Below are 25,874 nucleotides of genomic sequence, written 5' to 3' on the forward strand. Positions count from 1 at the left end.
CACTTGTCGTCACCTTGACGATGATGCCTGGGTCGGCTTATCGTCTAACTGACGACAACAACCGAGGAGGACGTCATGGCCGACATCGCCCGCTACCCGCTCTTCCGCCACCTGCGTGGCTCCGGCACCACCCACGTCGAGCAGATCCGCAACGGACGCTCGGTGCGGGCGGGCGTCGGCGCGTCGTTCTGGTTCCGCCCGCTGAGCGCGGTGCTCAACGAGGTGCCGGTCGACGACCGCGAGCTGCCGCTGCTCTTCCACGCCCGCACCAGCGACTTCCAGGACGTCACCGTGCAGGCGACCGTCACCTACCGGGTCACCGACCCGGGTCTCGCCGCGGGCCGCATCGACTTCTCGATCGACCCCGACACCGGGCGCTGGCGGGGCACCCCGCTGGACCAGGTGGCCGGGTTGCTGACCGAGTCGGCGCAGCAGTACGCGATCGACCTGATGGCGACCGTCGACCTGAGCGCAGCGACCGCCGCGGGCGTCGGGCCGGTGCGCCTCGCGATCGCCGAGGGGCTCGCGTCCGACACGCGGCTGGTCGAGACCGGCATCGCCGTCGTCGGCGTCCGGGTGGTCGCGGTGCGACCCGAGCCGGAGGTCGAGAAGGCGCTGCGCACGCCCACCCGCGAGCAGGTGCAGCAGGAGGCCGACCGCGCGACCTTCGAGCGGCGGGCCGTCGCCGTCGAGCGCGAGCGCGCCATCGGCGAGAACGAGCTGCAGACCCAGATCGAGCTCGCCCGTCGCGAGGAGCAGCTCGTGGCCCAGCGCGGCGCCAACGCCCGCCGCCAGGCCGAGGAGCAGGCCGCTGCCGGCACCGTCGCGACCGAGGCGGAGGCGCGTCGTACCGTCGCCCTCGCCGAGGCCCGCGCCGAGGGCACCCGCCTCGCCGGTGCCGCGCACGGCGACGCCGAGGCCGCCCGGGTCGACGCCTACCGCGACGTCTCCGAGACCGTGCTGCTGGCGCTCGCGGTCAAGGAGCTGGCCGCCAACCTGCCCAAGATCGAGACCCTGGTGCTGAGCCCCGACCTCGTCAGCACGGCGCTGGCGCAGCTGGGGGCCCGGAAGCCCTCGCAGGCGGAGTCGTGAGCCTGACGCCGCGGGTGGTCGTGGTCACCCGCCGCACCGAGTACGACGAGCTGCTCGCCACGCACGGCACCCGGGGCCAGGCGGCGTTCTTCCTGAGCACCCGGGGCCGCGACCTCGCCGAGCTCGAGGAGCGGCACCGCGCCACCCGCCGGGCCGTCGAGACCGCCACCGCCGGCATCCCGCTGGAGTGGCGGCGCGGCACCGTCGAGCGCGAGGACGTCTCGCGCTTCCTGTTCGCGCCCGACGACGTCGTGGTCGTCGTCGGGCAGGACGGGCTGGTGGCCAACGTCGCGAAGTACCTCCACGGTCAGCCCGTCATCGGGATCGACCCCGACCCGGGCCGCAACGCCGGCGTGCTGGTCACGCACCGGGCGACCGACCTGCCCGACCTGCTCCGCGCGACCGGCCAGGTCGTCGAGCGCACGATGGTGCAGGCGAGCCTCGACGACGGCCAGCGACTGCTGGCGCTCAACGAGGTCTTCGTCGGCCACCCCGGCCACCAGACCGCCCGCTACGACCTGCACACCCCCGACGCCCACGGCGAGGCGCAGGCGTCGTCCGGCGTCATCGTCTCCACCGGCACCGGCGCCACGGGGTGGTGCAGCTCGATCGCCCGCGAGCGACGCAGCCCGCTGCGCCTCCCGGCGCCGTCGGACCGGCAGCTGGTGTGGTTCGTCCGCGAGGCGTGGCCGTCGCCCGCGACCGGCACCACCCTGACCGAGGGCGTCCTCGACGGCACCGAGCTCGCGCTCACGGTCACCTCCGACCGCCTGGTCGCGTTCGGCGACGGCATCGAGGGCGACGCCCTGTCGCTGTCGTGGGGCCAGTCGGTCCGGATCGGTCGCGCACCCACGGCGCTGCGCCTGGTGGCGTGATCCCGCCCCGAGGTCCTCAGAGGAGCCAGAGGTCCAGTGCCATCCCGGCCGACGCCCCGAAGAGGGCCACGAGGCCGACGAACCCCAGCCAGAAGACGGTGGTCGCCGTCGCCCGGCTGGCCCCCCGGGCGCGGAAGGCGGCCGTCTCCTCCGAGACCCGGGGCGCGTTCCACGACGACGGCGAGAAGACCATCGCGACGCACAGCAGCGGCACGGCCACCACCAGCAGCACCGCCCCTCCCGTCGTGCCGTCGATGCGGTACGCCGCCAGCCCGGCGAGGGCGAGCACCGCCCCGAGCACCGCGAACAGCCCGAGCAGCACCCCCACCGTGCGGAGGGCCCGGTTGCGGCCGCGCCGCAGCAGCCACTCGTGCACCCCCGCCTCGAGCCGCTCGGCCACGAGCACCGGCACCACGACCCCCGCGACCACCAGCAGCGCTCCGACCACCCACGTCACGGCGCCGTTGTAGCAGGGCGGGGCGGGCCCGGGGTCAGTAGTACCAGGGGTACGGCGACCAGTCGGGGTCACGCTTCTCGACGAACTGGTCGCGGCCCTCGACGGCCTCGTCGGTCATGTAGGCGAGGCGGGTGGTCTCGCCGGCGAAGAGCTGCTGACCGACCAGGCCGTCGTCGATGGCGTTGAACGCGTACTTGAGCATCCGCTGGGCGGTCGGGCTCTTGCCGTTGACGAGACGGCCCCACTCCAGGCCGACCTGCTCGAGCTCGGCGTGGGGGACGGCGCGGTTGGCCGTGCCCATCGCGACCGCGTCGTGGGCGTCGTACTCCTGGCCGAGGAAGAAGATCTCGCGCGCCTTCTTCTGACCCACCTGGCGGGCGAGGTAGGCGGAGCCGAAACCGGCGTCGAAGGAGCCGACGTCGGCGTCGGTCTGCTTGAAGCGGGCGTGCTCGGCGCTCGCGAGGGTGAGGTCGCAGACGACGTGCAGCGAGTGGCCGCCGCCGGCGGCCCAGCCGGGCACCAGGGCGACGACGACCTTCGGCATGAAGCGGATGAGCCGCTGCACCTCGAGGATGTGGAGCCGGCCCAGACGCGCCTTGTCGGCGGGGGTCCGGGCGTCCTGCCGATCGGCGCCCGTGCCGTCCTCGTACTGGTAGCCCGAGCGGCCGCGGATGCGCTGGTCGCCGCCCGTGCAGAAGGCCCACTTGCCGTGGCGCTCCCCCGGCCCGTTGCCGGTGAGCAGCACGCAGCCGACGTCGGTGGAGGTGCGGGCGTGGTCGAGCACGCGCAGCAGCTCGTCGACGGTGTGGGGCCGGAACGCGTTGAGCACGTCGGGCCGGTCGAACGCGACGCGGACGGTGCCGTGGTCGCGGGCCCGGTGGTAGGTCAGGTCGGTGAGGTCATCGAAGCCGGGGACGTCGTCCCACCGCTCGGGGTCGAAGATCTCGCTGACGCCGTCGATCGCGCTCATGGTCCGTGAGCGTAGGGGCGCGCACTCCCGTGGGTTGTGGTGGACTGCCGACATGGCGATCGAAGGCGAGTACGTCCCCAGCCCGGCGAAGTGGGTCCGCGACCAGGTGGAGGAGTTCGAGGCGAGCAACGGCGCCCGCGCCAACACCCTCCCCGGCACCGACGACCCGATCGTCGTCATCACCAACAAGGGCGCCAGGAGCGGCAAGGTCCGCAAGACGCCGCTGATGCGCGTCGAGCGCGACGGGGTCTACGTCGCGGTGGCGTCGAAGGGCGGCGCCCCGGAGCACCCGGTCTGGTACCACAACTTCGTCGCGCACCCCGAGGTCGAGCTGCAGGACGGGCCGGTCAGGAAGACCTACCGCGCCGAGCTCGTCGAGGGCGAGGAGCGCGCCGACCTGTGGCAGCTGGCGGTCGACACGTGGGGCACCTACGCCGAGTACCAGCAGAAGACCGACCGCGAGATCCCGCTCTTCAAGCTCGTGCCCATCTCCTGAGCCCCGTCGTCGCGCGCAACACCCGATGCCGACGTCTGCCTCGCGTTTCGGACATTCACCCTAATTCAATATGAAACGATCGTTGCATCTACGGATGAATCGGACGTACTGTCAAGTCACTTGACACTAGTCCGCGTCATTCCGGGGGGCGACATGAAGGTCACGACGAGGCACCGAGAACACCGCGAGTCGCGTACGACGGCTCGCGCCACCACCGCTGGCGCCGTCTGCCTCGCGATCCTGCTGACCGTGTCGCTGGCGATCCTGTTCGCCGAGCTGGTCACCAGTGACACCGGCTCGTTGCTGCTCGCCGCCGGCGTGCTCGTCGCCGTGGCCGCCGCCCTCGTGCTGTCGCTGCCGCTGCTCGACCGGCTGCCGGCGCCCCGCCCCCGTCCGGTGACGCCCTCCCGCGTCACCTCCCCCCGCCCGGTCCGTCAGCCCGTCACGCGCTGACGACCGCACGCCGGGCCGCCGACACTGCCACTGGCGGCCCCGGGAGCGGGCCCCACTGACCACGGCTGGCCGCTCCCGGCGGGCTCCCGACCCTCCCCCAGGGTCGGGGGCCCGCCCACCACCACCACCCACCAGCACGACCCGCCCGCGAGACCAGGAGAGACGATGCGCACCACCACCAGCACCCCGGGCGGCTCCGCCGTCCGCCGGGTGCTGCGTGCTGCCGGTCTCCTGGGTGGCGCGACCGCGGCCGCCTGGTGCGCGTCGGTCCTGCTCGCGACGCCGGCGCAGGCGGCGTCCGACGACGCTGCCAGGCCCGGCCTCGTCGGCCAGGTGGTCGAGCGGGTCGAGGCCCCGTCCCGCCCGGTCGCCACCGCGACCCGGGTGGTGCGCCGCGCCACGGAGCCCGTCGCACCGGCGCCCGCGGCTCCCGCGGCTCCGACGAGCACCCCTGCCCCGAAGGCCACGACCGGTCCGGTCGCCGTCAGCACGCGTCACGCGACCCGGACCGTGCGCCGCGCGCACGCCGAGGTGCGCCGGTCCGTGGCGTCCCTCCCGGTGGCTCGGGCCACGGTCGCGGAGATCGACCCCGTGGTCGCCGAAGCACTGGACCGCGTCGACCGGCTGGGTGACCGGCTGGGGTCGACGACGCAGCGATCGCTCGCTCCCGTGACGTCAGCGGTCGGTGCCGCCGTCACCGGGATCCGCGAGCTGGTCGGCGAGACGGTCACGGCGACCACACCGGCGGTCGAGGGACTCGTGCCGGCGGTCGAGGGAGCCGCCCCGGCACAGCCGCGCGTGGCGAGCGCGCGGTCCGGCCACCGCGAGCACGGGGCGCACACCACCGGCGCTCGCGGTGGCCACACCCTCCTCGGAGGCTCCCACGCGAGCGCGGCAGCACCCGTCGCGACCGACCGGGCGGCCGCGGTGCGCGACACCAGCTCCGACGCCGCGCCCAGCGTCCCCGACCTGGCGTCGTACGCCGGCGACGCGCCCGCGGCGCCTGCGCCCACCGCACCTGCCGCGGCCGGGGCGGCGTACCTCCCGGGATGGCCGCAGCTCGGCCTCCCCGCCTGCCACCGACCCGTCGCGCACGACGGCGCGCGTCCGTCGTCCTCACCGGCCCTCGACCCCGGCTGCACTCCCGACTGAGGTGCGGCGCGCTCGCGCGAGCGAGCAGACGCCGTCACCGGCCGCTTCCCGCGGCCACCCACCTCAGTCAAGGAGCACCACCATGCACGTCCACGTCCGTCGCGCCCTCGGCGCGACCGCCATCGCGAGTGGGATCGCGTTCGCCGGCCTGGCTCTCGCCGGGCCCGCGGCAGCGGATTCCACCTCCGGGGAGCAGGGACTGCTCTCCGGCAACCAGTCCGGCATCCGCGTCTCCGCACCGGTGACGGTGTCGGGCAACCAGGTCACCGTCGCCGGTGACGACAACGCTGCCGCCCCAGCACCTGCGCCAGCACCTGCGCCAGCACCTGCGCCGGCCCCTGCGCCGGCACCCGCACCGGCGCCCAGCAGCACCTCGGGTGCCGACGGGGCCGGCTCGGGCAACCAGTCGGCTGTCAGGGTCGAGGCGCCCGTGACCGTCACCGGCAACCAGGTGTCGGCCGTCGGCGACGACAACACCACCGCCGCGGCTCCGCGCGGGTCCGCCGGCGGGTCCGGTGGCGGCGGGTCCACCAACCCGGGTGGCACCACCTCCGGCGAGGACGGCGTCGGGTCCGGCAACCAGACCCTGCTCGACATCGACGTGCCCGTGACCGTCTGCGGCAACCAGGTCGTCCTGATCGGCGACCGCAACGTCGGAGGCTGCGGCTCCCCGTCCGGCGGCGGTACGTCGACCGGCGGCACCGGCGCCTCGACGGGCGACACCACCACGGGCGAGGACGGCCTCGGGTCCGGCAACCAGACCACGGTCCCCGTCACCGCACCCGTCACCGCCGGAGACAACCAGGTCATCGTCATCGGCGACGGCAACCAGAACACCGGCGGCACCACCCCGGGCGGCAGCACCGGCGGCACCGGCAGCTCGACCGGCGGCGACACCACCACCGGCGAGGACGGCCTCGGGTCCGGCAACCAGACCACGGTCCCCGCCACCGCGCCTGTCACCGCCGGAGACAACCAGGTCATCGTCATCGGCGACGGCAACCAGAACACCGGCGGCGGTACGTCGACCGGCGGCGGCGCCGGCAGCTCGACCGGTGACACCACCTCGGGCGAGGACGGCCTGGGGTCCGGCAACCAGACCACGGTCCCGGTCACCGCGCCCGTCACCGCCGGTGACAACCAGGTCGTCATCATCGGCGACGGCAACCAGAACACCGGCGGCACCACCCCGGGCGGCAGCACCGGCGGCACCGGCAGCTCGACCGGCGGCGACACCACCACGGGCGAGGACGGCCTCGGCTCCGGCAACCAGACCACGGTCCCCGTCACCGCACCCGTCACCGCCGGAGACAACCAGGTCATCGTCATCGGCGACGGCAACCAGAACACCGGCGGCACCACCCCGGGCGGCAGCACCGGCGGCACCGGCAGCTCGACCGGCGGCGACACCACCACCGGCGAGGACGGCACCGGCTCCGGCAACCAGACCACGGTCCCCGTCACCGCCCCCGTCACCGCCGGGGACAACCAGGTCGTCGTCATCGGCGACGGCAACCAGAACACCGGCGGCGGTACGTCGACCGGCGGCGGCGCCGGCAGCTCGACCGGTGACACCACCTCGGGCGAGGACGGCCTGGGGTCCGGCAACCAGACCACGGTCCCCGTCACCGCACCCGTCACCGCCGAAGACAACCAGGTCATCGTCATCGGCGACGGCAACACCAGCGGCACCCCTGGCACCCCCGGCACCCCCGGCACCCCGGGCACGCCCGGCACCCCGGGCACGCCTGGTGACGGTGGTCCTGACGGGAACGCTCCGACGACGGCTCCGGCCGCGAGCGGTCCCACTGAGCCGCAGGCGGCGCCGATGGTCTCGGACACCGTGCTGCCCGCGACAGGCGCACCGTCGGGGGCGATCCTGCTGGCCTACCTCGGCCTGCTGCTCCTGCTGTGCGGCGGCGTGCTCGCGCTGGCGGCGAAGGCGACGCGGCGTACCGAGCGTCGCCTGGTCGTCGACCGGGCCATCCTGCGGGCGGTCCGGCGGACGTGACGGGGAGGGGTCACGTCACGAGTCGGTCTCCGGGCGTCCGTGGAGGGACGCCCGGGGGCCGACGCCCCGGCCCGCGAACCAGCAACCAGCGACTGGTGACTAGCGACCGATCGACTGCGCGAGCGCCGCGAGGTGCCGCAGCCGGGCGATCTCGGAGTCGAGGAACGGCGGGCCGCCGCGGCGCGCCACCACGACGAGCTCGTCACGCCCGAGGGGGCAGCCGGCCACCAGCAGGTCGGAGAGCCGCTCGGGCAGCTCGAGACGACCGTCCTCGCGCAGCTCGTCGAGGTCGGGCCACGCGATGTCGTCGTCGACCTCGGTCGGGGCGGCGGTGGAGCCGTGGACGAGGTGTACGCCGTCACCGTCGCGGCGTCCCCGCACGGCCCAGTCCACGACGAACGTGGCCGGCGCGAGGTCGACCAGCGTGTCGGCGGCCGCGTCGGGAGCGGACGTCATCGCCTCGACGACCTCGAGGTCGCGGGTGAGGTTGGAGCCGGCGCCGTAGCGGCTGATCCACAGCACGTCGACGCCGTCGAGCGCGGTGCAGGCCGAGATGATGCTGTCGGGCATGACGCCCGCCTCGGCGGCGAGGAACACGTCGTCGACCGCACGACCGTCGGCGGTGCGCTCGACGATCTCGATCGCGTCGATGTTGCCCCCCGCGGAACCGATCGCCGAGGCCAGCCGACCCAACGACCCGGGCACGTCGGGCAGGGCGACGCGCAGCAGGTAGGACATGGGAGCACCGTAACGGCCGCACGTTTCGCCACCGTTGCCCGTCGCGGCGTACGGGTACTCGGCCCCCATGAGGATGCTGGTCACCGGGGCCACGGGCTTCATCGGACGCCGCCTCGTCGACGCGCTCGTCGACGAGGGGCACGAGGTGCGTGCCATGACCCGGCACCCGGAGTCGTACGACGGCCGCGGCGAGCCGGTCGGCGGCGACGTCGGAGACCTGGAGGCCACGCGGAAGGCGCTCGACGGCGTCGAGGTCGCCTACTACCTGGTGCACTCGCTCGACGACGACGACTTCGTGCAGAAGGACGCCGAGATGGCGCGCACCTTCGCCAAGGCCGCCCAGGCTGCCGAGGTGCGCCAGGTCATCTACATGGGCGGCCTGGGCGACGACGACGACTCGCAGGAGCTCTCCGACCACCTGCGCTCACGCCGCGAGGTGGAGCACCTGCTGGCCGAGACCGGGGTGCCCGTCACCACGCTGCGGGCCGCGATCGTCGTCGGCCACGGCGGCATCAGCTGGGAGATCACCCGCCAGCTCGCCTCCAACCTGCCGGCGATGGTCGTGCCGCGGTGGGCCGAGACCAAGACGCAGCCGATCGCGCTGCACGACGTCATCCGCTACCTCGTCGGCGTCGCCGGGCGCGAGGAGGCGTACGGGCGTGCCTTCGAGGTGGGCGGCACCGACCAGCTCACCTACACCGACATGCTGCGCATCGCCGGCCGCCACATCAAGGGACACAAGGTGCCCGTGATGACCGTGCCCGTGCTCACCCCCGGGTTGTCGTCACGCTGGCTCGCGCTTGTCACCGACGTCGACGTGACCACCGGCCGCAACCTCGTCGACTCGATGGACGTCGAGGTGCTCGTGCGCGACCACTCCATCCGCGACCTCGTCCCCGGTGAGCCGATGGGCTACGAGGAGGCCGTCGCGACCGCCATCCGCGACCGCGAGGCCGAGCCCGCGAGCTGATCCGGACGGGCCAGACCCCGGCTGGCCCCTGCGGCCAGGGTGCTCAGAGGAAGATCGCGGGGAGCGCGTAGAGCATCGTCACCGACCAGGTGAGGTGGGTGATGATCGGCGCGAGGATGCCGCCGGTGGCGCGGCGCTGCAGCCCGACGATGAAGCCGACCACGATGGCAGCGAAGCCGAGCATGACGTTGCCGGTGGCGAGAGTGGCGATGGTGTAGGCGAGCGTGGTCCAGGCGACCTGGTGCTTGCGGATCGCGGCGTACATCGCGCCGCGGAAGAACAGCTCCTCGGCGATGCCGTTGATGACGGTGACCACGAGCAGCAGCACGGCGCCGCCCTGCTGGGTGTGCTCGAGGACGTCGGCGATGAAGGGCGAGAGGTTGTCGTCGAGCCACGGGATCGCGGTGATGAGGAAGGCGCCGGCCACGAAGACGACGACCAGCGACGCCCCGATGAGGAGCGGCTGCAGCACCGGCCGCGGCGCGAGCAGGTCCTCGCTGGCCGGGGTGCCGATGCGACCGAGGTGGATCGGGCCCGAGGCGAAGGCCCCGACGGTCCAGACCCCGGCGAGCAGCGTGGTGGCGAGGTAGAACCGCGTCGTCTGCTCGGGATCGATGAAGCGCAGCGTGAACCCCAGCACCACGGCGCCGACGAGCACCACGACGGCGCTGACCAGCTGGCGGCGACGGAACGCGCGCTCGCTCTGGCGGTGGTCGCGCGGGGTCATGTCCCACAGGGCGGAGCGCAGGCTCGCCCTGACGCGGCCGACCGGTCCTGTGCGCACGAACGTCAGGGTTCCCGCTCACGACGGTCCTAGTCGTCCTGACGGTGAGCCGAGGGTGTGTCAGGGGTGAGCCGGGGGTGTGCGCCCCCGGGCGGCTGGATACACCTCCACCATGACGTCGATCGTGTGGTTCCGGCGCGACCTGCGCCTCCGCGACCACCCGGCGCTGCGGGCGGCGGCCTCCGAGGGCCCGGTGCTGGGGCTGTTCGTGCTCGACCCGGTGCTCTGGAAGGGCGCCGGCCCCGCACGACGCGCCTGGCTGGCCGCCACGCTCCGCTCGCTCGACGAGTCGATGCACGGCAACCTCACGATCCGGATGGGCTCGCCCGAGACGCTGGTGCCACGGCTGGCCACGGAGGTCGGTGCCGAGCGGGTGCACGTGAGCCGCGACTTCACGCCGTACGCCGTCACGCGCGACCAGGCCGTCGTCGATGCCCTGCCCGACGACGTCGAGGGCGTGGCGACCGGGTCGCCGTACGCCGTCGACCCGGGCACGATCCGCAACGGCTCGGGGTCGCCGTACAAGGTCTTCACGCCGTTCAGCCGCGCCTGGCGCAAGCACGGCTGGGACGACCCGGAGCCCGCCCCCCGCGGCGTCGACTGGGTCTCCCACGACAGCGACAAGCGGGTCGCGGCCATGCTCGACAAGGCCGTCGAGGAGGGGCCCGAAGGCCTGCCGACGGCGGGCGAGGACGCCGCGTGGCGACGGTTCCGCTCCTTCGTCGACGCCGACGTCGACGACTACGACGACGTGCGCGACGACCCCGGCGCCGACCGCACCTCGCGACTGTCGGCGTACCTGAAGTACGGCGTGGTCCACCCGCGGCAGGTGCTCGCCGAGCTCGCCTCGAAGCGCGGCAGCGGCCCCGAGACCTGGGTCACCGAGATCTGCTGGCGCGACTTCTACGCCGACGTGCTGCACCACAACCCCCGCAGCGCCTGGCACGACCTCAACCCCGTCAAGGGCGTGACGTACGACGAGCCCGAGGACGCCATCGAGGCGTGGAAGCAGGGCCGCACCGGCTTCCCGATCGTCGACGCCGGCATGCGCCAGCTGCTGAGCGAGGGCTGGATGCACAACCGGGTCCGGATGATCACGGCGAGCTTCCTCACCAAGGACCTGCACGTCTGGTGGCCGGTGGGCGCCCGGCACTTCCTCGACCACCTCGTCGACGGCGACCTGTCGAGCAACAACCACGGCTGGCAGTGGGTCGCGGGCACCGGCACCGACGCCTCGCCGTACTTCCGGGTCTTCAACCCGATCACCCAGGGCACGAAGTTCGACTCGTCGGGCGACTACGTGCGGCGGTGGGTGCCCGAGCTGCGGCACCTCGACGGCAAGAGGGCGCACGAGCCGTGGGAGCACGACGACGGCTACGACCACGACTACCCGAAGCGGATCGTCGACCACGCCGAGGAGCGCAAGGTCGCCCTCGAGCGCTACGGCCGCGGCCGCGACTGACCGAGCCCAGCCTCCGCCTTCGCACTTCTACAAGTCACACCTTGCACTTGTACAAGTGACTTGTAGATCAGGACTGTGGAACTCGAGGACCTCGAAGGGCTCATAGCTGATCTAAGGGCGGAGGGAAGCGACACCGCCGAGCTTGAGGTGAAACGGGCGCGAGATGGATTTCCGGAGATTGCTGAAACGCTGTCGGCGTTCGCCAACACGCCCGGCGGTGGCACTCTCGTCTTCGGCCTCGATGAGAAGTCAAACTTCGCTGCGGTCGGTGTTTACGACGCGGCGGACTGTCAGGCGAAACTAGCTTCGAAGGCCCGACAAGCCGTCCAGCCACCCGTGACTATCGAGACGCGGCGAGTCGAGTTCGAGGGCGAGCAAGTAGTAGTGGCACACGTCCATGAAGCTCCAAGTTCAGCGAAGCCGTGCCGGGTGGTCGCCAGCCAGAAGGCCTATCTGCGCGCCTACGACGGCGACTACGCGCTATCGGAGCTCGAAGAGCGGGCGATCGCGAACCGTTCAGAGCCCTCGTACGACCGCGCACCCGTTGCCGGAACCTCGATCAACGACCTCGATACGGGGCTGCTCCGCCGCTACCTGGAGTCGAGCCGAGGAACCTCCTCCACCCTCAATCGCTTCGAGGACGCAGAAGTGTTGTTCCGGACTGGGGTAACCCACGAGCTCGACGGGTCGTTGACCGTTGCGGGCCTGTTGGCACTAGGCGTCTATCCACAGCAATGGTTCCCGAACTACGTCATCCAGGCGTCTGTTTCGGCGAGCAAGGCAGATGGTGGGACGACCCGCGCGCTCGACATCAAGCGATTTGATGGACCGGTCCCGCTCATGCTCGACGAGGCTCTCGCATGGGTCCGTCGCAACTCGCGCACCCGGCTACGCATCGGCGCAAGCGGGGGCCTCCGCGATGAGCCGGAGTTCCCCGCAGTAGCTGTACGCGAGCTACTTTCGAACGCCCTGATCCATCGAGATCTCGGTCCCCACGCCCTAGGCGAGGCGATCACGTTGAACTTGAGTGACAGCCAGTTGGTTCTGGTGAACCCGGGCGGTCTGTGGGGAATTGCCGTGGACCGGCTCGGAAAGGAGGGGGTCACCTCAGCGCGCAACGGCCACCTGTTGCGGATCTGCCAGAACGTGAGGACTGCAAGTGGCGAACGGGTGGTCGAGGCTCTGGCAACCGGTATCCCCAACGTTCTTGCAGCACTCAGCGCCGCCGGGATGGTTCCCCCGCGCTTTCTCGACCAGAGCGTTCGATTCACGAACTTAGCCCCCAATCACGCGCTACTCGGAAGAGAGGACCTCGACTGGCTCTCGTCGCTCGATACAGGGAACCTCACTGACAGGCAGCGACACGTGTTGGTCGCCATGCGCCACGGTCAGCCATGGACCAACCGATCGCTGCGCGAGGTCTATCCGATGGACTCCCGAGACGCTCACCGCGAGCTGCAGGGCTTGGTCGACTCTGGCTTCGCAGAAGCAGTCGGCGAACGCGGCGGTCGTACGTATCAACTTGCTGGAGACGCGCTCCGAGGGTCTCTGATGGCCACCGACGGACGGCTCGTGTTTCCGCGCGACGATGATGGCCTCCTCCGGGCAGAAGCCGAGCCGGGCCGGGCCACCAAGCATCAGCAGGCCCTACTCCAGGCCCTCGCCGAGGGGCCCTCGACGGTCAACCGCGTGGTCGAGAAGACTGGCCTCAGCAGACGTCAGGTCACGTACGCGCTCGAAGTCATGCGGCAAACAGGCTTGGTCGTGATGCACGGCAAACAGGGTGTGCGTGACACGACGTACGAGATCGCCTGAGGCAGGTCAATCCGTCGGCCCCAACTTCGCCTCCGCGACGACCTCGTAGCGCGGGCCGCCGCGCCGGCCCTCCCCCAGGTACGACGCCACCAGCGCGAGGCGGCCGGCCGGCCACACCGGCGAGCGGTAGGGCTCGAGCACCCGCACCCAGCGGGTGAGCTCGGTCGGCCGGTTGGTGCGTGCCAGGGTCAGGTGGGGCCGGAAGCGCTGCCCGTCGACCTCGACCCCGCTCGCCACCGCGGCGTTGCGGGCACGCACCGACAGCGCCTCGAGCTCTGCGGCGGGCTCGACGCCGGTCCAGAGCACCCGGCCCGACGCGACGTCGGGGAAGGCACCGCCCCCGGTCAGCCACACGTCGAAGGGCTGCGTGCGCTCGGCCGCCGCGCCCAGCCGGTCGAGCAGCTCGTCGAGCGCCCGGTCGGGCACCGAGGCCATGAAGGCGAGGGTGACGTGCCACTGCTCCGCCGGCGTCCAGCGCAGCGGCCGACCCTCCACCCGCGCCTCGCGGCGCGGCGCGACCAGCTCCTCGAGGTCCTCCAGCACGTCGTCGGGGGGCAGCAGCGCCACGAACATCCGGGTCATCACCAGCAGCCTCCCACGGCGCGCCCACCCGGCCGTGGTCGTCGTCCCGGGCTCGGCTGGCCGAGGTGCCCCGAGCCTGCCGCACCTGAGGCAGGCGCTGGCCTCGCCGGGTCTCGAGGCTCGTCGCTCGCGCTCCTCGCACCTCGACCAGCGATCAGCCGGACGCACCTGACCGGACGCACCCGACCGGTCCTGGAGGGCGGGCCGCCGCTCGGGCTACGGTCGGCCGGTGCAGCCTGGGGAGGACGACCGCGACGACCACGACGACCGTGACGACCACGTTGACGGGTCCGGGGCGCTCGTGCAGGCCGCCGAGGCTGCGGAGCTCGCCGCCGGGCTGCAGCGTCAGCTGACCGCCGCGCGCGAGCGCGAGGCCGCGAGCCGCGCCGAGGCCGACCGGGCCGCGGCGACCCTGCGCGACGAGGTCGCCGACGTCGACCGGCTCGAGGGGCGAGGCTGGGCGCGCGCCCTCGCCACGCTGAAGGGCTCGCACGACGACGACCTGCGCCGCGAGCAGGCCGAGGCGGCCGACGCCCGGCTCCGGCTGGAGCAGGTGCTGCGCCGCCACGAGGACGACGTGCAGGAGTCGGCGTCGCTGGAGGAGCGGCTGCGCGCCCTCGGCGACGTCGAGGCGGCGTACGCCGAGGCGCAGCAGGCCCGCGAGGACTGGCTCCGCCTGCACGACGCCGTGCGGGGCCCGGCGCTGGCCGACCTCGCCGAGGAGGAGGGCCGGCTCGCCGCCGCCGAGAAGGAGCTGACCGAGGCCCACGACGCCGGCCGCGACGCCTACGTCCTGCTGCAGGAGGCGCTCCACACCCTCGGCTCCGCCGGCAGCCTGGCCACCTGGGACACCTTCGGCGGCGGCGGTGTCTTCACCGACGCGATGAAGTACGACCGGCTGCGCACCGTCGGGCGCCAGCTCGAGCGGGCCTCCCACGCGCTGCGCCGGCTCGACCACGAGCTCGCGGACACCGACCTGCCCACGATCGACGCGCACCTGCGCCTCGACGGCTGGGAGCAGACCTTCGACATGTGGTTCGACAACTTCTTCACCGACTGGGCGGTGCGCCGCCGCATCGAGGACGCCCGTGCCGGGGTCGGCCAGCTGGTCCAGCGCGTCCAGCAGGTCGGCCACGAGCTGGCCCAGGCGCGCGAACAGGTCAGGGCCGACCTGGCGGACACCGTGGAGGAGCGCCAGGAGCTGCTCGGCTGACGGGGCGTCCTGCGCCACACGCGGTGCCCGTGACGAGCGCCGCCATCCGGGTACGCCCGGTGCCGGGGACGAAGCAGCCCGTCACCCGGTAGTTTGAACGTTCCAATCACGAGTGCGAGGAGTCTCCGTGGAGACCTGGCCCGGCAAGCCCTACCCCCTGGGTGCCACCTTCGACGGCAGCGGCACCAACTTCGCCGTCTTCAGCGAGGTGGCCGAGCGCGTCGAGCTGTGCCTCTTCGAGGTCGGCGCCCGCGGCAAGGTCACGGAGACCCGCGTCGAGCTGACCGAGGTCGACGCCTACGTCTGGCACGGCTACCTGCCGCAGGTGCAGCCCGGGCAGCGCTACGGCTACCGGGTGCACGGCCCGTACGACCCGGCCCAGGGCCTGCGCTGCAACCCCAACAAGCTGCTGCTCGACCCCTACGCCAAGGCGACCGCGGGCGAGATCGACTGGCACCAGTCGCTGTTCGGCTACGACTTCGGCGACGAGCAGAACGCGCTGACCATCGAGGGACGCAACGACGAGGACAGCGCGCCGCACATGACGCACGGCGTGGTCATCAACCCGTTCTTCGACTGGGAGGGCGACCGCCGGCCCGACACGCCGTACAACGAGACCGTCATCTACGAGGCCCACGTCAAGGGCCTGACGATGACGCACCCCGACATCCCCGAGGCGCAGCGCGGCACGTACGCCGCCCTGGCGCACCCGGCGATCACCGAGCACCTCACCAAGCTGGGCGTGACCGCCATCGAGCTGATGCCGGTGCACCAGTTCGTGCAGGACTCCACCCTGCTCGACCAGGGCCTGCGCAACTACTGGGGCTACAACACGCTGGCCTTCCTGGCCCCGCACGCCGACTACTCCGCGACCGCCCGCACCGCCAACGAGACCGGCCAGGGCTCGGGCCACCAGGTGCAGGAGTTCAAGGCGATGGTCAAGGCGATGCACGCCGCTGGCATCGAGGTCATCCTCGACGTCGTCTACAACCACACCGCCGAGGGCAACCACCTCGGCCCGACGCTGAGCTTCCGGGGCCTCGACAACCCGGCGTACTACCGCCTGGTCGAGGACGACCAGGGCTACTACATGGACTACACGGGCACCGGCAACAGCCTCAACGTCCGCCACCCGCACTCGCTGCAGCTGATCATGGACTCGCTGCGCTACTGGGTGACCGAGATGCACGTCGACGGCTTCCGCTTCGACCTCGCCTCGACCCTGGCGCGCGAGTTCTACGACGTCGACAAGCTCTCGACCTTCTTCGAGCTCGTGCAGCAGGACCCGGTGGTCAGTCAGGTCAAGCTCATCGCCGAGCCGTGGGACATCGGCCCGGGCGGCTACCAGGTCGGCAACTTCCCGCCCCAGTGGACCGAGTGGAACGGCGCCTACCGCGACACCGTGCGCGACTTCTGGCGCGGCGAGCCCAGCCTCGGCGAGTTCGCCAGCCGGCTGGCGGGGTCCTCCGACTACTACGAGCACTCCGGTCGCCGCCCCGTGGCGAGCATCAACTTCGTCACCGCGCACGACGGCTTCACGCTGCGCGACCTCGTCTCCTACAACGAGAAGCACAACGAGGCGAACGGCGAGGACAACAACGACGGCGAGAGCCACAACCGCTCCTGGAACCGTGGCGTCGAGGGCCCCACCGACGACCCCGAGGTGCTCGCGCTGCGCGCCCGCGGCCAGCGCAACCTCCTCGCCACGCTGCTGCTCAGCCAGGGCGTGCCGATGCTGCTGCACGGCGACGAGCTCGGCCGCACCCAGGGCGGCAACAACAACACCTACGCGCAGGACTCCGAGCTCTCCTGGATCGACTGGAGCAAGGTCGACGTGCCGCTGGTGGAGTTCACGCGTGCGGTGTCGCGGCTACGGGCCAACCACCCCACCTTCCGGCGCAAGCGCTTCTTCACCGGCAGCACGGTGCGCACCGTCGACGGCGAGGGCGGCGACCGGCTCAACGACATCGTGTGGCTCGACGGCGACGGCAACGCCATGGAGAACGAGGACTGGGACCAGGGCGGCCACGTGCTCGGCATGTACCTCAACGGCCACGGCATCGCCGGCAAGGACGCCCGCGGCGGCACCATCACCGACGACCACTTCCTGCTCTACTTCAACGCCGACGGGCCGAAGACCCTGACGCTGCCGCCGGAGGAGTTCGCCGCGCGCTGGGACGTCGTCGTCAACACCGGTGGCGACGCCGACGCCAGCGAGACCCTCGACGCCGGCGCGACCTTCGACCTCGAGACCCACGCGATGCTGGTGCTGCGCGAGCACACCGAGCCGGAGGTCGAGCCCGACCACTCCGTCGCCGCCAGCGTGGCAGTGCTCTCCGAGTCGGCCGCCACGGCCCGCAGCAAGGAGAACCGTGGCTGAGACCCGGACGCCGCGCTCGACGTACCGGGTGCAGGTCACCGCGGCCTTCGACCTGCACGCCACGGCCGCGCTGCTGCCCCAGCTGCACGACCTCGGCGTCGACTGGGTCTACCTCAGCCCGGTCCTGCAGGCCGAGCCCGGCAGCGACCACGGCTACGACGTCGTCGACCCCACCCGCGTCGACGAGTCGCGGGGCGGGGCGGAGGGCCTCGCCGCGCTCAGCGCCGCGGCTCGCGACCTCGGCATGGGCGTGCTGGTCGACGTGGTGCCCAACCACGTCGGCGTGGCCACCCCGTCGGCCAACCCGTGGTGGTGGGACCTGCTCACCTACGGCCCGGAGTCGGCCTACGCCGACTTCTTCGACGTCGACTGGGAGGCCGGCGGCGGCCGGTTGCTCGTCCCCGTCGTCGGCGACGACGACGAGGGCGCGATCCGGGTGGTCGACACCCCGGCCGGTGGCGAGGTCCGCTACCACGACAACCGCTACCCGCTGGCGCCCGGCACCTCGACCCCCGACGAGCAGCACTACCGGCTCGTGCACTGGCGCCGCGGCGACAACGAGCTCAACTACCGCCGTTTCTTCACCGTCACCACCCTCGCCGGCGTGCGGGTCGAGGTGCCCCACGTCTTCGACGCGGCGCACGTCGAGGTCGGCCGCTGGTTCCGCGAGGGCCTCGTCGACGGGCTGCGGGTCGACCACCCCGACGGCCTGCGCGACCCCGCGGCGTACCTCGACCGGCTCGACGACCTCACGGGGTCGGCGTACGTGCTCGTCGAGAAGATCCTCGAGGGCGGCGAGCGGCTGCCCGAGTCGTGGGCCACGGCCGGCACCACAGGGTACGACGCCCTGGCGCTGGTCGAGCGCGTGCTCGTCGACCCGGCCGGCGTGCAGCAGCTGGGCGCGCTCGACCTGGCGCTGCGCGGGCGCGACCACCTCGAGCAGCCGTGGGAGGACCTCGTGCACGAGCGCAAGCTCGCGGTCGCCACGGGCTCGCTGCTCGCCGAGGTACGCCGCATCGTGCGCGAGCTGCCCGACCTCGTCGCCGCCCAGCCGCACATGGAGGAGGCCGTCGCCGAGGTGCTGGCGTGCTTCCCGACGTACCGCTCCTACCTGCCGAAGGGCGCCGCCGACCTCGACGTGGCGCTCGGCACCGCGCACCACCGCCGGCCCGACCTGGCCGACGCGATCGGCGACCTGGCCGGCATCCTGCGCGACCCCGAGCAGCCGGCGGCGCTGCGCTTCCAGCAGACCAGCGGCATGGTCATGGCCAAGGGCGTCGAGGACTCCTCGTTCTACCGCTGGTCGGTGCTCACCTCGCTCGACGAGGTCGGCGGCGATCCCGCGCACGTCTCGCTGACCCCGGCCGAGCTGCACGACGAGCTCGCGTGGCGCCAGCAGCACCGTCCGACGGCGATGACCACGCTGACCACGCACGACACCAAGCGCGGCGAGGACACCCGCGCGCGCATCACCGCGCTCGCGGAGGCGGCGTCGCTGTGGCAGGGCGCGCTGGCGCGGCTCCAGCAGCTGGCGCCGGTGCCCGACCCCGGCTTCGCCAACCTGCTGTGGCAGGCCGTCGTCGGCTGCTGGCCGGCGCGCGACGCCCGCGACGACCTGCGCGAGCGGCTGCACGCGTACGCCGAGAAGGCGATGCGCGAGGCGGGCGACCGCACCACGTGGACCGACCCCGACGAGGCCTACGAGGCGGCCGTGCACCGCGCCGTCGACGCCGCGATCGACCGCGACGACGTGCGCGACGTCGTCGAGGGCGTGGTCGCCCACGTCGTCGACGCCGGCTGGAGCAACGCCCTGGCCGCCAAGCTGCTGTCGCTGACGCTCCCGGGGATGCCCGACGTCTACCAGGGCAGCGAGCTGTGGGAGCAGAGCCTGGTCGACCCCGACAACCGCCGCCCCGTCGACCACGCCCTCCGGGGCCGGCTGCTCGCCTCCCTCGAGCCGCCCGCCGTGGCGCCGTCGGGCGTCGACGACCCCGGCACCGCGAAGCTCTGGCTCGTCACGACCGCGCTGCGGCTGCTGCGCGACCGGCCCGAGCTGTTCGCGTCGTACGCCGCCCTGGTCGCCGACGGCACCGCGGCCGACCACCTGCTCGGCTTCGACCGCGGCGGGGCGGTCACGCTGGTCACCCGGCTCCCGCTCGGCCTCGCCGCCCGCGGCGGGTGGCACGACACGACCGTCTCGCTGCCCGAGGGCACGTGGCGCGACCAGCGCACGCGTGCCGTCGTGTCCGGCAGGGTGACCGTGTCCGACGTGCTGGGCGGCTTTCCCGTCGCCCTGCTGGTGAAGGAGTCGTGATGGGCGTGCGTGGCCGCTTCGACGTGTGGGCCCCCGAGCGCGAGCGGGTGCGCCTGGTGCTGCAGCCGCTCCCCGAGGAGCGAGGGACGAGCGTCACGAACGGCTCGACCGGCCACCACGACCTCGTGGACATGACCCGCGACGACGACGGCTGGTGGACCCCGGCGGGCGACGTGCCCGACGGCCAGGTCGACTACGGCTACCTCCTCGACGACGCAGGCGACCCGCGGCCCGACCCGCGGTCGCGCTGGCAGCCGCACGGCGTGCACGCGCTGTCGCGCACGGTCGACCTCGACGCCCACGACTGGGCCGACGCCGCCTGGACCGGCAGGCAGCTGGCCGGCTCGGTGGTCTACGAGCTGCACGTCGGCACCTTCACGCCCGAGGGCACCCTCGACAGCGCCGTCGAGCGGCTGCCGCACCTGGTCGACCTGGGCGTCGACCTCGTCGAGCTGCTGCCCGTCAACGCCTACGACGGCGACCACGGCTGGGGCTACGACGGCGTCGCGTGGTACGCCGTGCACGACGCCTACGGCGGCCCAGCGGCGTACCAGCGCTTCGTCGACGCCTGCCACGCGCACGGCCTCGGCGTGGTGCAGGACGTCGTCTACAACCACCTCGGCCCGAGCGGCAACTACCTGCCGGAGTTCGGCCCCTACCTGCACGCGACGGGCCAGAACTCCTGGGGCTCCTCGCTCGACCTGGACGGTCCGCGCTCCGAGCACGTGCGTCGCTACATCGTCGACAACGCCCTGATGTGGCTGCACGACATGCACGTCGACGCGCTGCGGCTCGACGCGGTGCACGCGCTGGCCGACACCACGATGACCCACCTGCTCGAGCAGCTCGCGAGCGAGGTCGACGCGCTGTCGGCGCACCTGCGCCGGCCGCTCACGCTGATCGCCGAGAGCGACCTCAACGACACCCGGATGGTCACGCCGCGCGAGGCCGGCGGGCGCGGGATCCACGCCCAGTGGAGCGACGACTTCCACCACGCGGTGCACGTGGCGTTGACGGGCGAGACCAGCGGCTACTACGGCGACTTCGCCCCACTGGCGGCGCTGGTCAAGGTGTGCGAGCGGGGCTTCCTGCACGACGGCACCTTCTCCACCTTCCGCGGCCGCCCGCACGGCCGCCCGGTCGACACCGCGGCCATGCCGACGTGGCGGCTCGTGGTGTGCAACCAGAACCACGACCAGGTCGGCAACCGCGCCACCGGCGACCGGCTCGCCGCCTCGCTCGACGACGACCAGCTCGTGTGCGCCGCGCTGCTGACGCTGGCCGGACCCTTCACGCCGATGCTGTGGCAGGGCGAGGAGTGGGCGGCCTCGTCGCCGTTCCAGTTCTTCACCAGCTTCACCGACGAGGACCTCGCCGAGGCCGTCCGCACCGGCCGACGCTCCGAGTTCGCCTCCCACGGCTGGGGCGAGCAGGAGGTGCCCGACCCGCAGGACCCCGCGACCTTCTCGCGGTCCAAGCTCGACTGGGACGAGCTCGCCACCGGCCGGCACGCCGTCGTGCTCGACGCCTACCGGCAGCTCGGACGGCTGCGACGCACGGTCCCCTCGCTCACCGACCCCTCGTTCGGGTCGGTGCAGGCCTGGGCCGACGAGGAGTCGAGGGTCTTCACGCTGCGCCGCGGCTCGACCCTGCTCGCGGTCAACGTCGGGTCCGCCGAGGCGTCGGTGCCCGCGACCGGCTCGCTCGCCTTCACCACGCCCACCGCGGCCTCGCTCGGGGGCGGCGTACTCACCCTCCCGCCGCACGCCGGGGCGCTGGTCGTCGACTGAGAGCGCCGCCGGGTGGGCCTTCCTGCGGCCGGGACGCACGCGACCCCGCCACCGCAGCGGTGACGGGGCCTGGTCGCTCAGGCGGCCAGGGTGCGGTCGCCGATCGGGTCGCGCGAGTTGGAGCCGTCGTACGCCGCCTGGTCGAGGATGCCCTCGCGCTTGGCGACGATCGTCGGGACCAGGGCCTGGCCGGCGACGTTGGTCATCGTGCGCATCATGTCGAGGATCGGGTCGACGGCGAGCAGCAGACCGACGCCCTGCAGCGGCAGGCCCAGCGTGGTCAGGGTGAGCGTGAGCATCACGGTGGCGCCGGTGAGGCCGGCGGTGGCCGAGGAGCCGACGATCGAGACGAAGGCGATCAGCAGGTAGTCGGTGAACGACAGGTCGACGCCGAAGAACTGCGCCACGAAGATCGCCGCCAGCGCCGGGTAGATCGCCGCGCAGCCGTCCATCTTGGTGGTGGCGCCCAGCGGCACGGCGAACGACGCGTAGTCGCGCGAGACGCCGAGGTTGCGGGTGGTGACGTACTGCGTGACGGGCATGGTGCCGACCGAGGACCGCGAGACGAAGGCCAGCTGCAGGGCCGGCCAGGCGCCGCCGTAGAACTTCAGCGGCGACAGCCCGTGGGCCCACAGCAGCGCCGGGTAGACCACGAGCAGCACGATCGCGCAACCGATGTAGACGTCAGCCGTGAAGACGGCGAGCGGGGCGACGAGGTCCCAGCCGTACGTCGCCACGGCGGTGCCGATCAGGCCGAGGGTGCCGATGGGGCTGAGCCGGATGATCCACCACAGCACGGTCTGGACGACCGCGAGGAACGACTCGGCGAACTGGCGGAACGGCTCGGCCTTCTCGCCGGTCTTGAGGATCGCGGCGCCCACGAGCAGCGCGATCACGATGATCTGCAGGATGTTGAAGCTCATCGAGACCGTCGAGCCGTCGTCGCCGACGGACCCGGAGAGCCCCAGGATGTTGCTCGGCACGATGCCGGCGAGGAAGTCGAGCCACGAGCCCTGCCGGCTCGGGTCGGCGGCGGTGCCCGCGTCGACGCTGGTGCGCGTGCCCGGGTCGGTCAGGAGGCCGAGCCCGATGCCGATGACCACCGAGATGGCGGCGGTGATCGCGAACCACACCAGCGTCTGCACCGCGAGCCGCGCGGCGTTGGCGACCTGGCTCAGCCGCGTGATGCTGACGACGATGGCGAGGAACACCAGCGGCACCACGACGGTGAAGAGGAGCGCGACGAAGCTGTCGCCGAGGATGCCGAGGAAGGTCTCGAGGCCGCCGAGCTCGTAGCGCCGGGCCACGAAGCCCAACACGACGCCGAGCCCGAGCCCGAGGAAGATCTGGGCCCAGAACGGGATCCGGGGGTACCACCGACGGGCGTGCTGCTCGGGGGTGACGTCTGACTGCGTGCTCACGGCTGCTCCTGACGCGAAAGGACTATGTCGATCGACCAGGCAGACTATGCCGTCCCTGGTCAGATCGGGGCACGCGAGCCGGAACGCCGCGTCGTACGCCGCCCTTCCCCCGGCGTTGGCGACCCGCGTCACACTGACGGCATGCGCTCCCGGGCCTGCACCGCGCTCGCCCTCGCGGTCGCCGCGGCGGTGCTGGCGGGGTGTGGCGGCGAGCCCTCGTCGTCGGTCGAGCCTGGCGAGACCACGAGCTCGCCCTTCGGGACGCCTCGTTCCTCGGCTCCTCAGGGAGCGGAAGGGACGCCTCGTTCCTCGGCTCCTCGGGGAGCGGAAGGCACGCCGACCCCCGAGGTCGGCACCGTGCCGCCGGCGTGGCTGGGCAACCGGGTGCTGCCGGTGGCGGCCAACGGCTTCGGCGAGGTGCGCCGTACGCCGCGGGCGCTGCAGGTACGCCGCTTCACCCTCCCGGACGCGGTGGCTCCGCTGCCCGGGCGCGGGTTCGCCTCGCGGGTGGTCAGCCCCGCGCCGCAGCGGGTGATCGCCCGCTCGACGTGGGACCCCGCCTGCCCGGTGGCGGCCGCGGACCTGTCGTGGGTGCGCGTGGTCTTCCGCGGGTTCGACGGCGAGCGACACACCGGCGAGCTGCTGGTCGCGACGAGCGTCGCCGACGACGTGGTGCGGGTCTTTCAGCGGCTCCACGCGGCCCGCTTCCCGATCGAGGAGATGCGGGTGACGCGTCGCGACGAGCTCGACGCCCCGCCGACCGGCGACGGCAACAACACCGGGGCGTTCGTGTGCCGCCCCGTCGTCGGCGGCACGACGTACAGCCAGCACGCCTACGGCCTCGCCGTCGACGTCAACCCGTTCCAGAACCCCTACACCAAGGGCGACGTCGTGCTGCCCGAGCTGGCGTCGGCGTACCTCGACCGCGACCGGCGCAGACCCGGCATGCTCGACGCCGACAGCGTCGTGGTGCGGGCGTTCGCCTCGATCGGCTGGACGTGGGGCGGCACCTGGCGCACCGCCCGGGACCGCCACCACTTCAGCCTCACCGGCGGCTGAGCCCGACGTGGTGGCGGGAGCCGGGTGGCTCAGGCCTGGCCGCCGCCTCGCAGCAGGTCCTCGAAGGACCCCATCGCGGCGACGTCGCGGTCGAAGGCGTCGACGCGGGCCTCGCGCGGACGAGAGGTCACCAGCGCGACCAGCTCGTCGGCGGCCCGGGTGACCCGGCGCCGCAGCGCGGCCGCGGCGACCTGCTCGCCCCCACCCCAGTCCTCGCTGGCCGCGAAGACGCCGGTGGGCACGACGACGGCCCTGAGGTAGCCCAGCAGCGGGCGCAGCGCGTGGTCGAGCACCAGGCTGTGGCGGGCCGACCCGGCGGTGGCGGCCGCGAGCACCGGCGTGCCCTCGAGGGCACGCGGCTCGAGCACGTCGAAGAACGCCTTGAACAGCGCGGAGTACGACGCCGAGTGCACCGGCGTCACCGCGACCACCGCGTCGGCGCGCCCGACGGCTGCCAGCGCCTCGCCGAGCTCGCCCGTGGCGAAGCCGGTCAGCAGCGCGTCGGTCAGGTCGTGCGCGAGCGGGCGCAGCTGCACCTCGGTCACCTCGGCGTCGCCGAGGGCGCCGTCGTGGGCGGCGAGCGCCGCGTCGCGGAGCATGCCGGCCAGCAGCGCACTGGTCGACTGCTCCGACATGCCGGCGCTGACCACGACGAGCCGGTACGGCGTCGTGCTGCCGGGCACCGCGTGCAGGCGACTCACGCCGCCACCTCACCCAGCTCGGCGCGCAGGCGACGCACGACCTCGCCCAGGTGGTCGAGCTGGCGCAGCACGGTCGTGAGCGGCAGGCCCGCGTGGTCGATGAGGAACAGCTGGCGCTGGTAGTCGCCGGCGTACTCGCGGAAGCCGAGCGTGCGCTCCACGACCTGGTCGACGGTGCCGACGGTGAGCGGCGTCTGGGCGGTGAAGTCCTCCAGCGACGGACCGTGGCCGTAGACCGGCGCCTCGTCGAAGTAGGGGCGGAACTCCCTGACCGCCTGCTGGGAGGTCTCGGCGATGTAGACCTGCCCGCCGAGGCCGACGATGGCGTCCTCGGCCCGGCCGTGCCCGTAGTGCTCGAAGCGCTGGCGGTAGAAGTCGACCATGCGCTGGGTGTGCGAGGCCGGCCAGAAGATGTGGTTGTGGAAGAAGCCGTCGCCGTAGTAGGCGGCCTGCTCGGCGATCTCGGGCGTGCGGATCGAGCCGTGCCACACGAAGGGCGGGGTGCCGTCGAGCGGCCGCGGGGTCGAGGTGAAGCCCTGGAGCGGCGTGCGGAAGCGACCCTCCCAGTCGACCTCGGTCTCGCGCCACAGCCGGTGCAGCAGGGCGTAGTTCTCGATGGCGAGCGGCACGCCCTGGCGGATGTCCTGGCCGAACCACGGGTAGACCGGGCCGGTGTTGCCCCGGCCGAGCATGAGGTCCATGCGGCCGTCGAGCAGGTGCTGCAGGGTCGCGTAGTCCTCCGCGATGCGCACCGGGTCGGTGGTGGTGATCAGCGTGGTGCTGGTGGAGAGCTTGATGCGCTCGGTCTGGGCACCGATGAACGCCATCGTCGTGGTGGGGGCGCTGGCCACGAAGGGCGGGTTGTGGTGCTGGCCGACGGCGACGACGTCGAGCCCGACCTCCTCGGCCTTCCTGGCGATCTCGACCTGGGCCTTGATGCGCTCGTGCTCGGTCGGCGTGCGGCCGGTCGTCGGGTCGCGCGTGACGTCGCCGACGCTGAAGATGCCGAACTCCATGGTGTGGATCGCCTCCGGTGCTGCTCGAGGAAGTAGTTGCTGCTTCAACAGTGTGCGGCACGCGGTTGTTCCGCGCCACCGGATCGGCACCGCCCAGGGTGCCGCGTCGCCCCCGGGCCTGTC

Annotated in this window: 22 protein-coding genes; 14 read left to right on the forward strand and 8 right to left on the reverse strand. The window is 72.7% G+C overall.

Features of this window, described 5'->3' with window-relative positions:
• Positions 1-75: 75 nt before the first annotated feature.
• Together ACYU8I_RS04115 and ACYU8I_RS04120 are read left to right on the forward strand one after the other, a co-directional pair.
• Entirely contained in the window at positions 76-1,092 is a 1,017-nt protein-coding gene (locus tag ACYU8I_RS04115; RefSeq protein WP_460837751.1) for an SPFH domain-containing protein, read from the forward strand.
• Positions 1,089-1,967, forward strand: a complete 879-nt coding sequence (locus ACYU8I_RS04120) for a diacylglycerol kinase catalytic domain-containing protein (RefSeq protein WP_460837753.1) — start codon at positions 1,089-1,091, stop codon at positions 1,965-1,967. The genes ACYU8I_RS04115 and ACYU8I_RS04120 overlap by 4 nt, the downstream gene beginning before the upstream one ends.
• Positions 1,968-1,983: 16 nt before the next feature.
• On the opposite strand, the gene ACYU8I_RS04125 is transcribed toward ACYU8I_RS04120, so the two are convergent.
• Together ACYU8I_RS04125 and ACYU8I_RS04130 are read right to left on the reverse strand one after the other, a co-directional pair.
• Positions 1,984-2,424 carry a hypothetical protein gene (locus ACYU8I_RS04125; protein ID WP_460837755.1) on the reverse strand — a complete coding sequence of 147 codons (441 nt, stop codon included), beginning with the start codon at positions 2,422-2,424 and terminating at the stop codon, positions 1,984-1,986.
• Between the two features lie 34 nt (positions 2,425-2,458).
• On the reverse strand, positions 2,459-3,394 hold the full coding sequence (locus ACYU8I_RS04130) for a 1,4-dihydroxy-2-naphthoyl-CoA synthase (protein ID WP_460837757.1): 936 nt from the start codon (positions 3,392-3,394) through the stop codon (positions 2,459-2,461).
• Positions 3,395-3,446: 52 nt separating this feature from the next.
• Between ACYU8I_RS04130 and ACYU8I_RS04135 the strand changes: the two genes are divergently transcribed.
• The 4 genes from ACYU8I_RS04135 (at position 3,447) to ACYU8I_RS04150 (ending at position 7,506) form a co-directional block, all read left to right on the forward strand.
• On the forward strand, positions 3,447-3,890 hold the full coding sequence (locus tag ACYU8I_RS04135) for a nitroreductase family deazaflavin-dependent oxidoreductase (RefSeq protein ID WP_460837759.1): 444 nt from the start codon (positions 3,447-3,449) through the stop codon (positions 3,888-3,890).
• Positions 3,891-4,043: 153 nt separating this feature from the next.
• Positions 4,044-4,343 carry a hypothetical protein gene (locus ACYU8I_RS04140; RefSeq protein WP_460837761.1) on the forward strand — a complete coding sequence of 100 codons (300 nt, stop codon included), beginning with the start codon at positions 4,044-4,046 and terminating at the stop codon, positions 4,341-4,343.
• Between the two features lie 165 nt (positions 4,344-4,508).
• Positions 4,509-5,495, forward strand: coding sequence for a hypothetical protein (locus tag ACYU8I_RS04145; protein ID WP_460837763.1), 987 nt, complete (start codon positions 4,509-4,511; stop codon positions 5,493-5,495).
• An 82-nt stretch (positions 5,496-5,577) separates the two neighbouring features.
• Positions 5,578-7,506 carry a chaplin family protein gene (locus ACYU8I_RS04150; protein WP_460837765.1) on the forward strand — a complete coding sequence of 643 codons (1,929 nt, stop codon included), beginning with the start codon at positions 5,578-5,580 and terminating at the stop codon, positions 7,504-7,506.
• A 99-nt stretch (positions 7,507-7,605) separates the two neighbouring features.
• Here the strand turns inward: ACYU8I_RS04150 and ACYU8I_RS04155 are convergent, their stop codons facing one another.
• Entirely contained in the window at positions 7,606-8,244 is a 639-nt protein-coding gene (locus ACYU8I_RS04155; protein WP_460837767.1) for an ACT domain-containing protein, read from the reverse strand.
• Between the two features lie 67 nt (positions 8,245-8,311).
• Here ACYU8I_RS04155 and ACYU8I_RS04160 point away from each other — a divergent pair, with 67 nt between their 5' ends.
• Entirely contained in the window at positions 8,312-9,214 is a 903-nt protein-coding gene (locus tag ACYU8I_RS04160; protein ID WP_460837770.1) for an NAD(P)H-binding protein, read from the forward strand.
• A 43-nt stretch (positions 9,215-9,257) separates the two neighbouring features.
• Here the strand turns inward: ACYU8I_RS04160 and ACYU8I_RS04165 are convergent, their stop codons facing one another.
• The gene (locus tag ACYU8I_RS04165) at positions 9,258-9,998 is read right to left on the reverse strand and encodes a lysostaphin resistance A-like protein (RefSeq protein ID WP_460837773.1); all 741 of its coding nucleotides are present in this window, start codon (positions 9,996-9,998) and stop codon (positions 9,258-9,260) included.
• Between the two features lie 112 nt (positions 9,999-10,110).
• Here ACYU8I_RS04165 and ACYU8I_RS04170 point away from each other — a divergent pair, with 112 nt between their 5' ends.
• Entirely contained in the window at positions 10,111-11,460 is a 1,350-nt protein-coding gene (locus ACYU8I_RS04170) for a cryptochrome/photolyase family protein (protein WP_460837775.1), read from the forward strand.
• A 75-nt stretch (positions 11,461-11,535) separates the two neighbouring features.
• Positions 11,536-13,275 carry an RNA-binding domain-containing protein gene (locus ACYU8I_RS04175; RefSeq protein ID WP_460837778.1) on the forward strand — a complete coding sequence of 580 codons (1,740 nt, stop codon included), beginning with the start codon at positions 11,536-11,538 and terminating at the stop codon, positions 13,273-13,275.
• Between the two features lie 6 nt (positions 13,276-13,281).
• Here ACYU8I_RS04175 and thpR read toward each other — a convergent pair whose 3' ends face one another.
• The gene (gene thpR / locus ACYU8I_RS04180) at positions 13,282-13,857 is read right to left on the reverse strand and encodes an RNA 2',3'-cyclic phosphodiesterase (RefSeq protein ID WP_460837781.1); all 576 of its coding nucleotides are present in this window, start codon (positions 13,855-13,857) and stop codon (positions 13,282-13,284) included.
• 229 nt (positions 13,858-14,086) lie between these two features.
• Here thpR and ACYU8I_RS04185 point away from each other — a divergent pair, with 229 nt between their 5' ends.
• From ACYU8I_RS04185 to treZ, 4 genes are all read left to right on the forward strand, one after another.
• Positions 14,087-15,070 carry a hypothetical protein gene (locus ACYU8I_RS04185; protein WP_460837783.1) on the forward strand — a complete coding sequence of 328 codons (984 nt, stop codon included), beginning with the start codon at positions 14,087-14,089 and terminating at the stop codon, positions 15,068-15,070.
• Positions 15,071-15,197: 127 nt separating this feature from the next.
• The gene (glgX, locus tag ACYU8I_RS04190; RefSeq protein ID WP_460837784.1) at positions 15,198-17,450 is read left to right on the forward strand and encodes a glycogen debranching protein GlgX; all 2,253 of its coding nucleotides are present in this window, start codon (positions 15,198-15,200) and stop codon (positions 17,448-17,450) included.
• Entirely contained in the window at positions 17,443-19,764 is a 2,322-nt protein-coding gene (treY, locus tag ACYU8I_RS04195) for a malto-oligosyltrehalose synthase (protein WP_460837786.1), read from the forward strand. The genes glgX and treY overlap by 8 nt, the downstream gene beginning before the upstream one ends.
• Positions 19,764-21,554 carry a malto-oligosyltrehalose trehalohydrolase gene (gene treZ, locus ACYU8I_RS04200; protein WP_460837787.1) on the forward strand — a complete coding sequence of 597 codons (1,791 nt, stop codon included), beginning with the start codon at positions 19,764-19,766 and terminating at the stop codon, positions 21,552-21,554. The genes treY and treZ overlap by 1 nt, the downstream gene beginning before the upstream one ends.
• A gap of 77 nt (positions 21,555-21,631) precedes the next feature.
• Here the strand turns inward: treZ and ACYU8I_RS04205 are convergent, their stop codons facing one another.
• Positions 21,632-22,975 (reverse strand): dicarboxylate/amino acid:cation symporter, encoded by a 1,344-nt coding sequence (locus tag ACYU8I_RS04205; protein WP_460837789.1) that lies wholly within the window; start codon positions 22,973-22,975, stop codon positions 21,632-21,634.
• A gap of 357 nt (positions 22,976-23,332) precedes the next feature.
• On the opposite strand from ACYU8I_RS04205, the gene ACYU8I_RS04210 reads away from it, so the two are divergent.
• Positions 23,333-24,034 (forward strand): M15 family metallopeptidase, encoded by a 702-nt coding sequence (locus ACYU8I_RS04210; RefSeq protein WP_460837790.1) that lies wholly within the window; start codon positions 23,333-23,335, stop codon positions 24,032-24,034.
• 29 nt (positions 24,035-24,063) lie between these two features.
• Here ACYU8I_RS04210 and ACYU8I_RS04215 read toward each other — a convergent pair whose 3' ends face one another.
• Together ACYU8I_RS04215 and ACYU8I_RS04220 are read right to left on the reverse strand one after the other, a co-directional pair.
• The gene (locus tag ACYU8I_RS04215) at positions 24,064-24,735 is read right to left on the reverse strand and encodes a CE1759 family FMN reductase (protein ID WP_460837792.1); all 672 of its coding nucleotides are present in this window, start codon (positions 24,733-24,735) and stop codon (positions 24,064-24,066) included.
• Entirely contained in the window at positions 24,732-25,751 is a 1,020-nt protein-coding gene (locus tag ACYU8I_RS04220; RefSeq protein ID WP_460837795.1) for a CE1758 family FMN-dependent luciferase-like monooxygenase, read from the reverse strand. The genes ACYU8I_RS04215 and ACYU8I_RS04220 overlap by 4 nt, the downstream gene beginning before the upstream one ends.
• Between the last annotated feature and the right edge of the window lie 123 nt (positions 25,752-25,874).

Source organism: Nocardioides marmoraquaticus, from assembly GCF_054777915.1.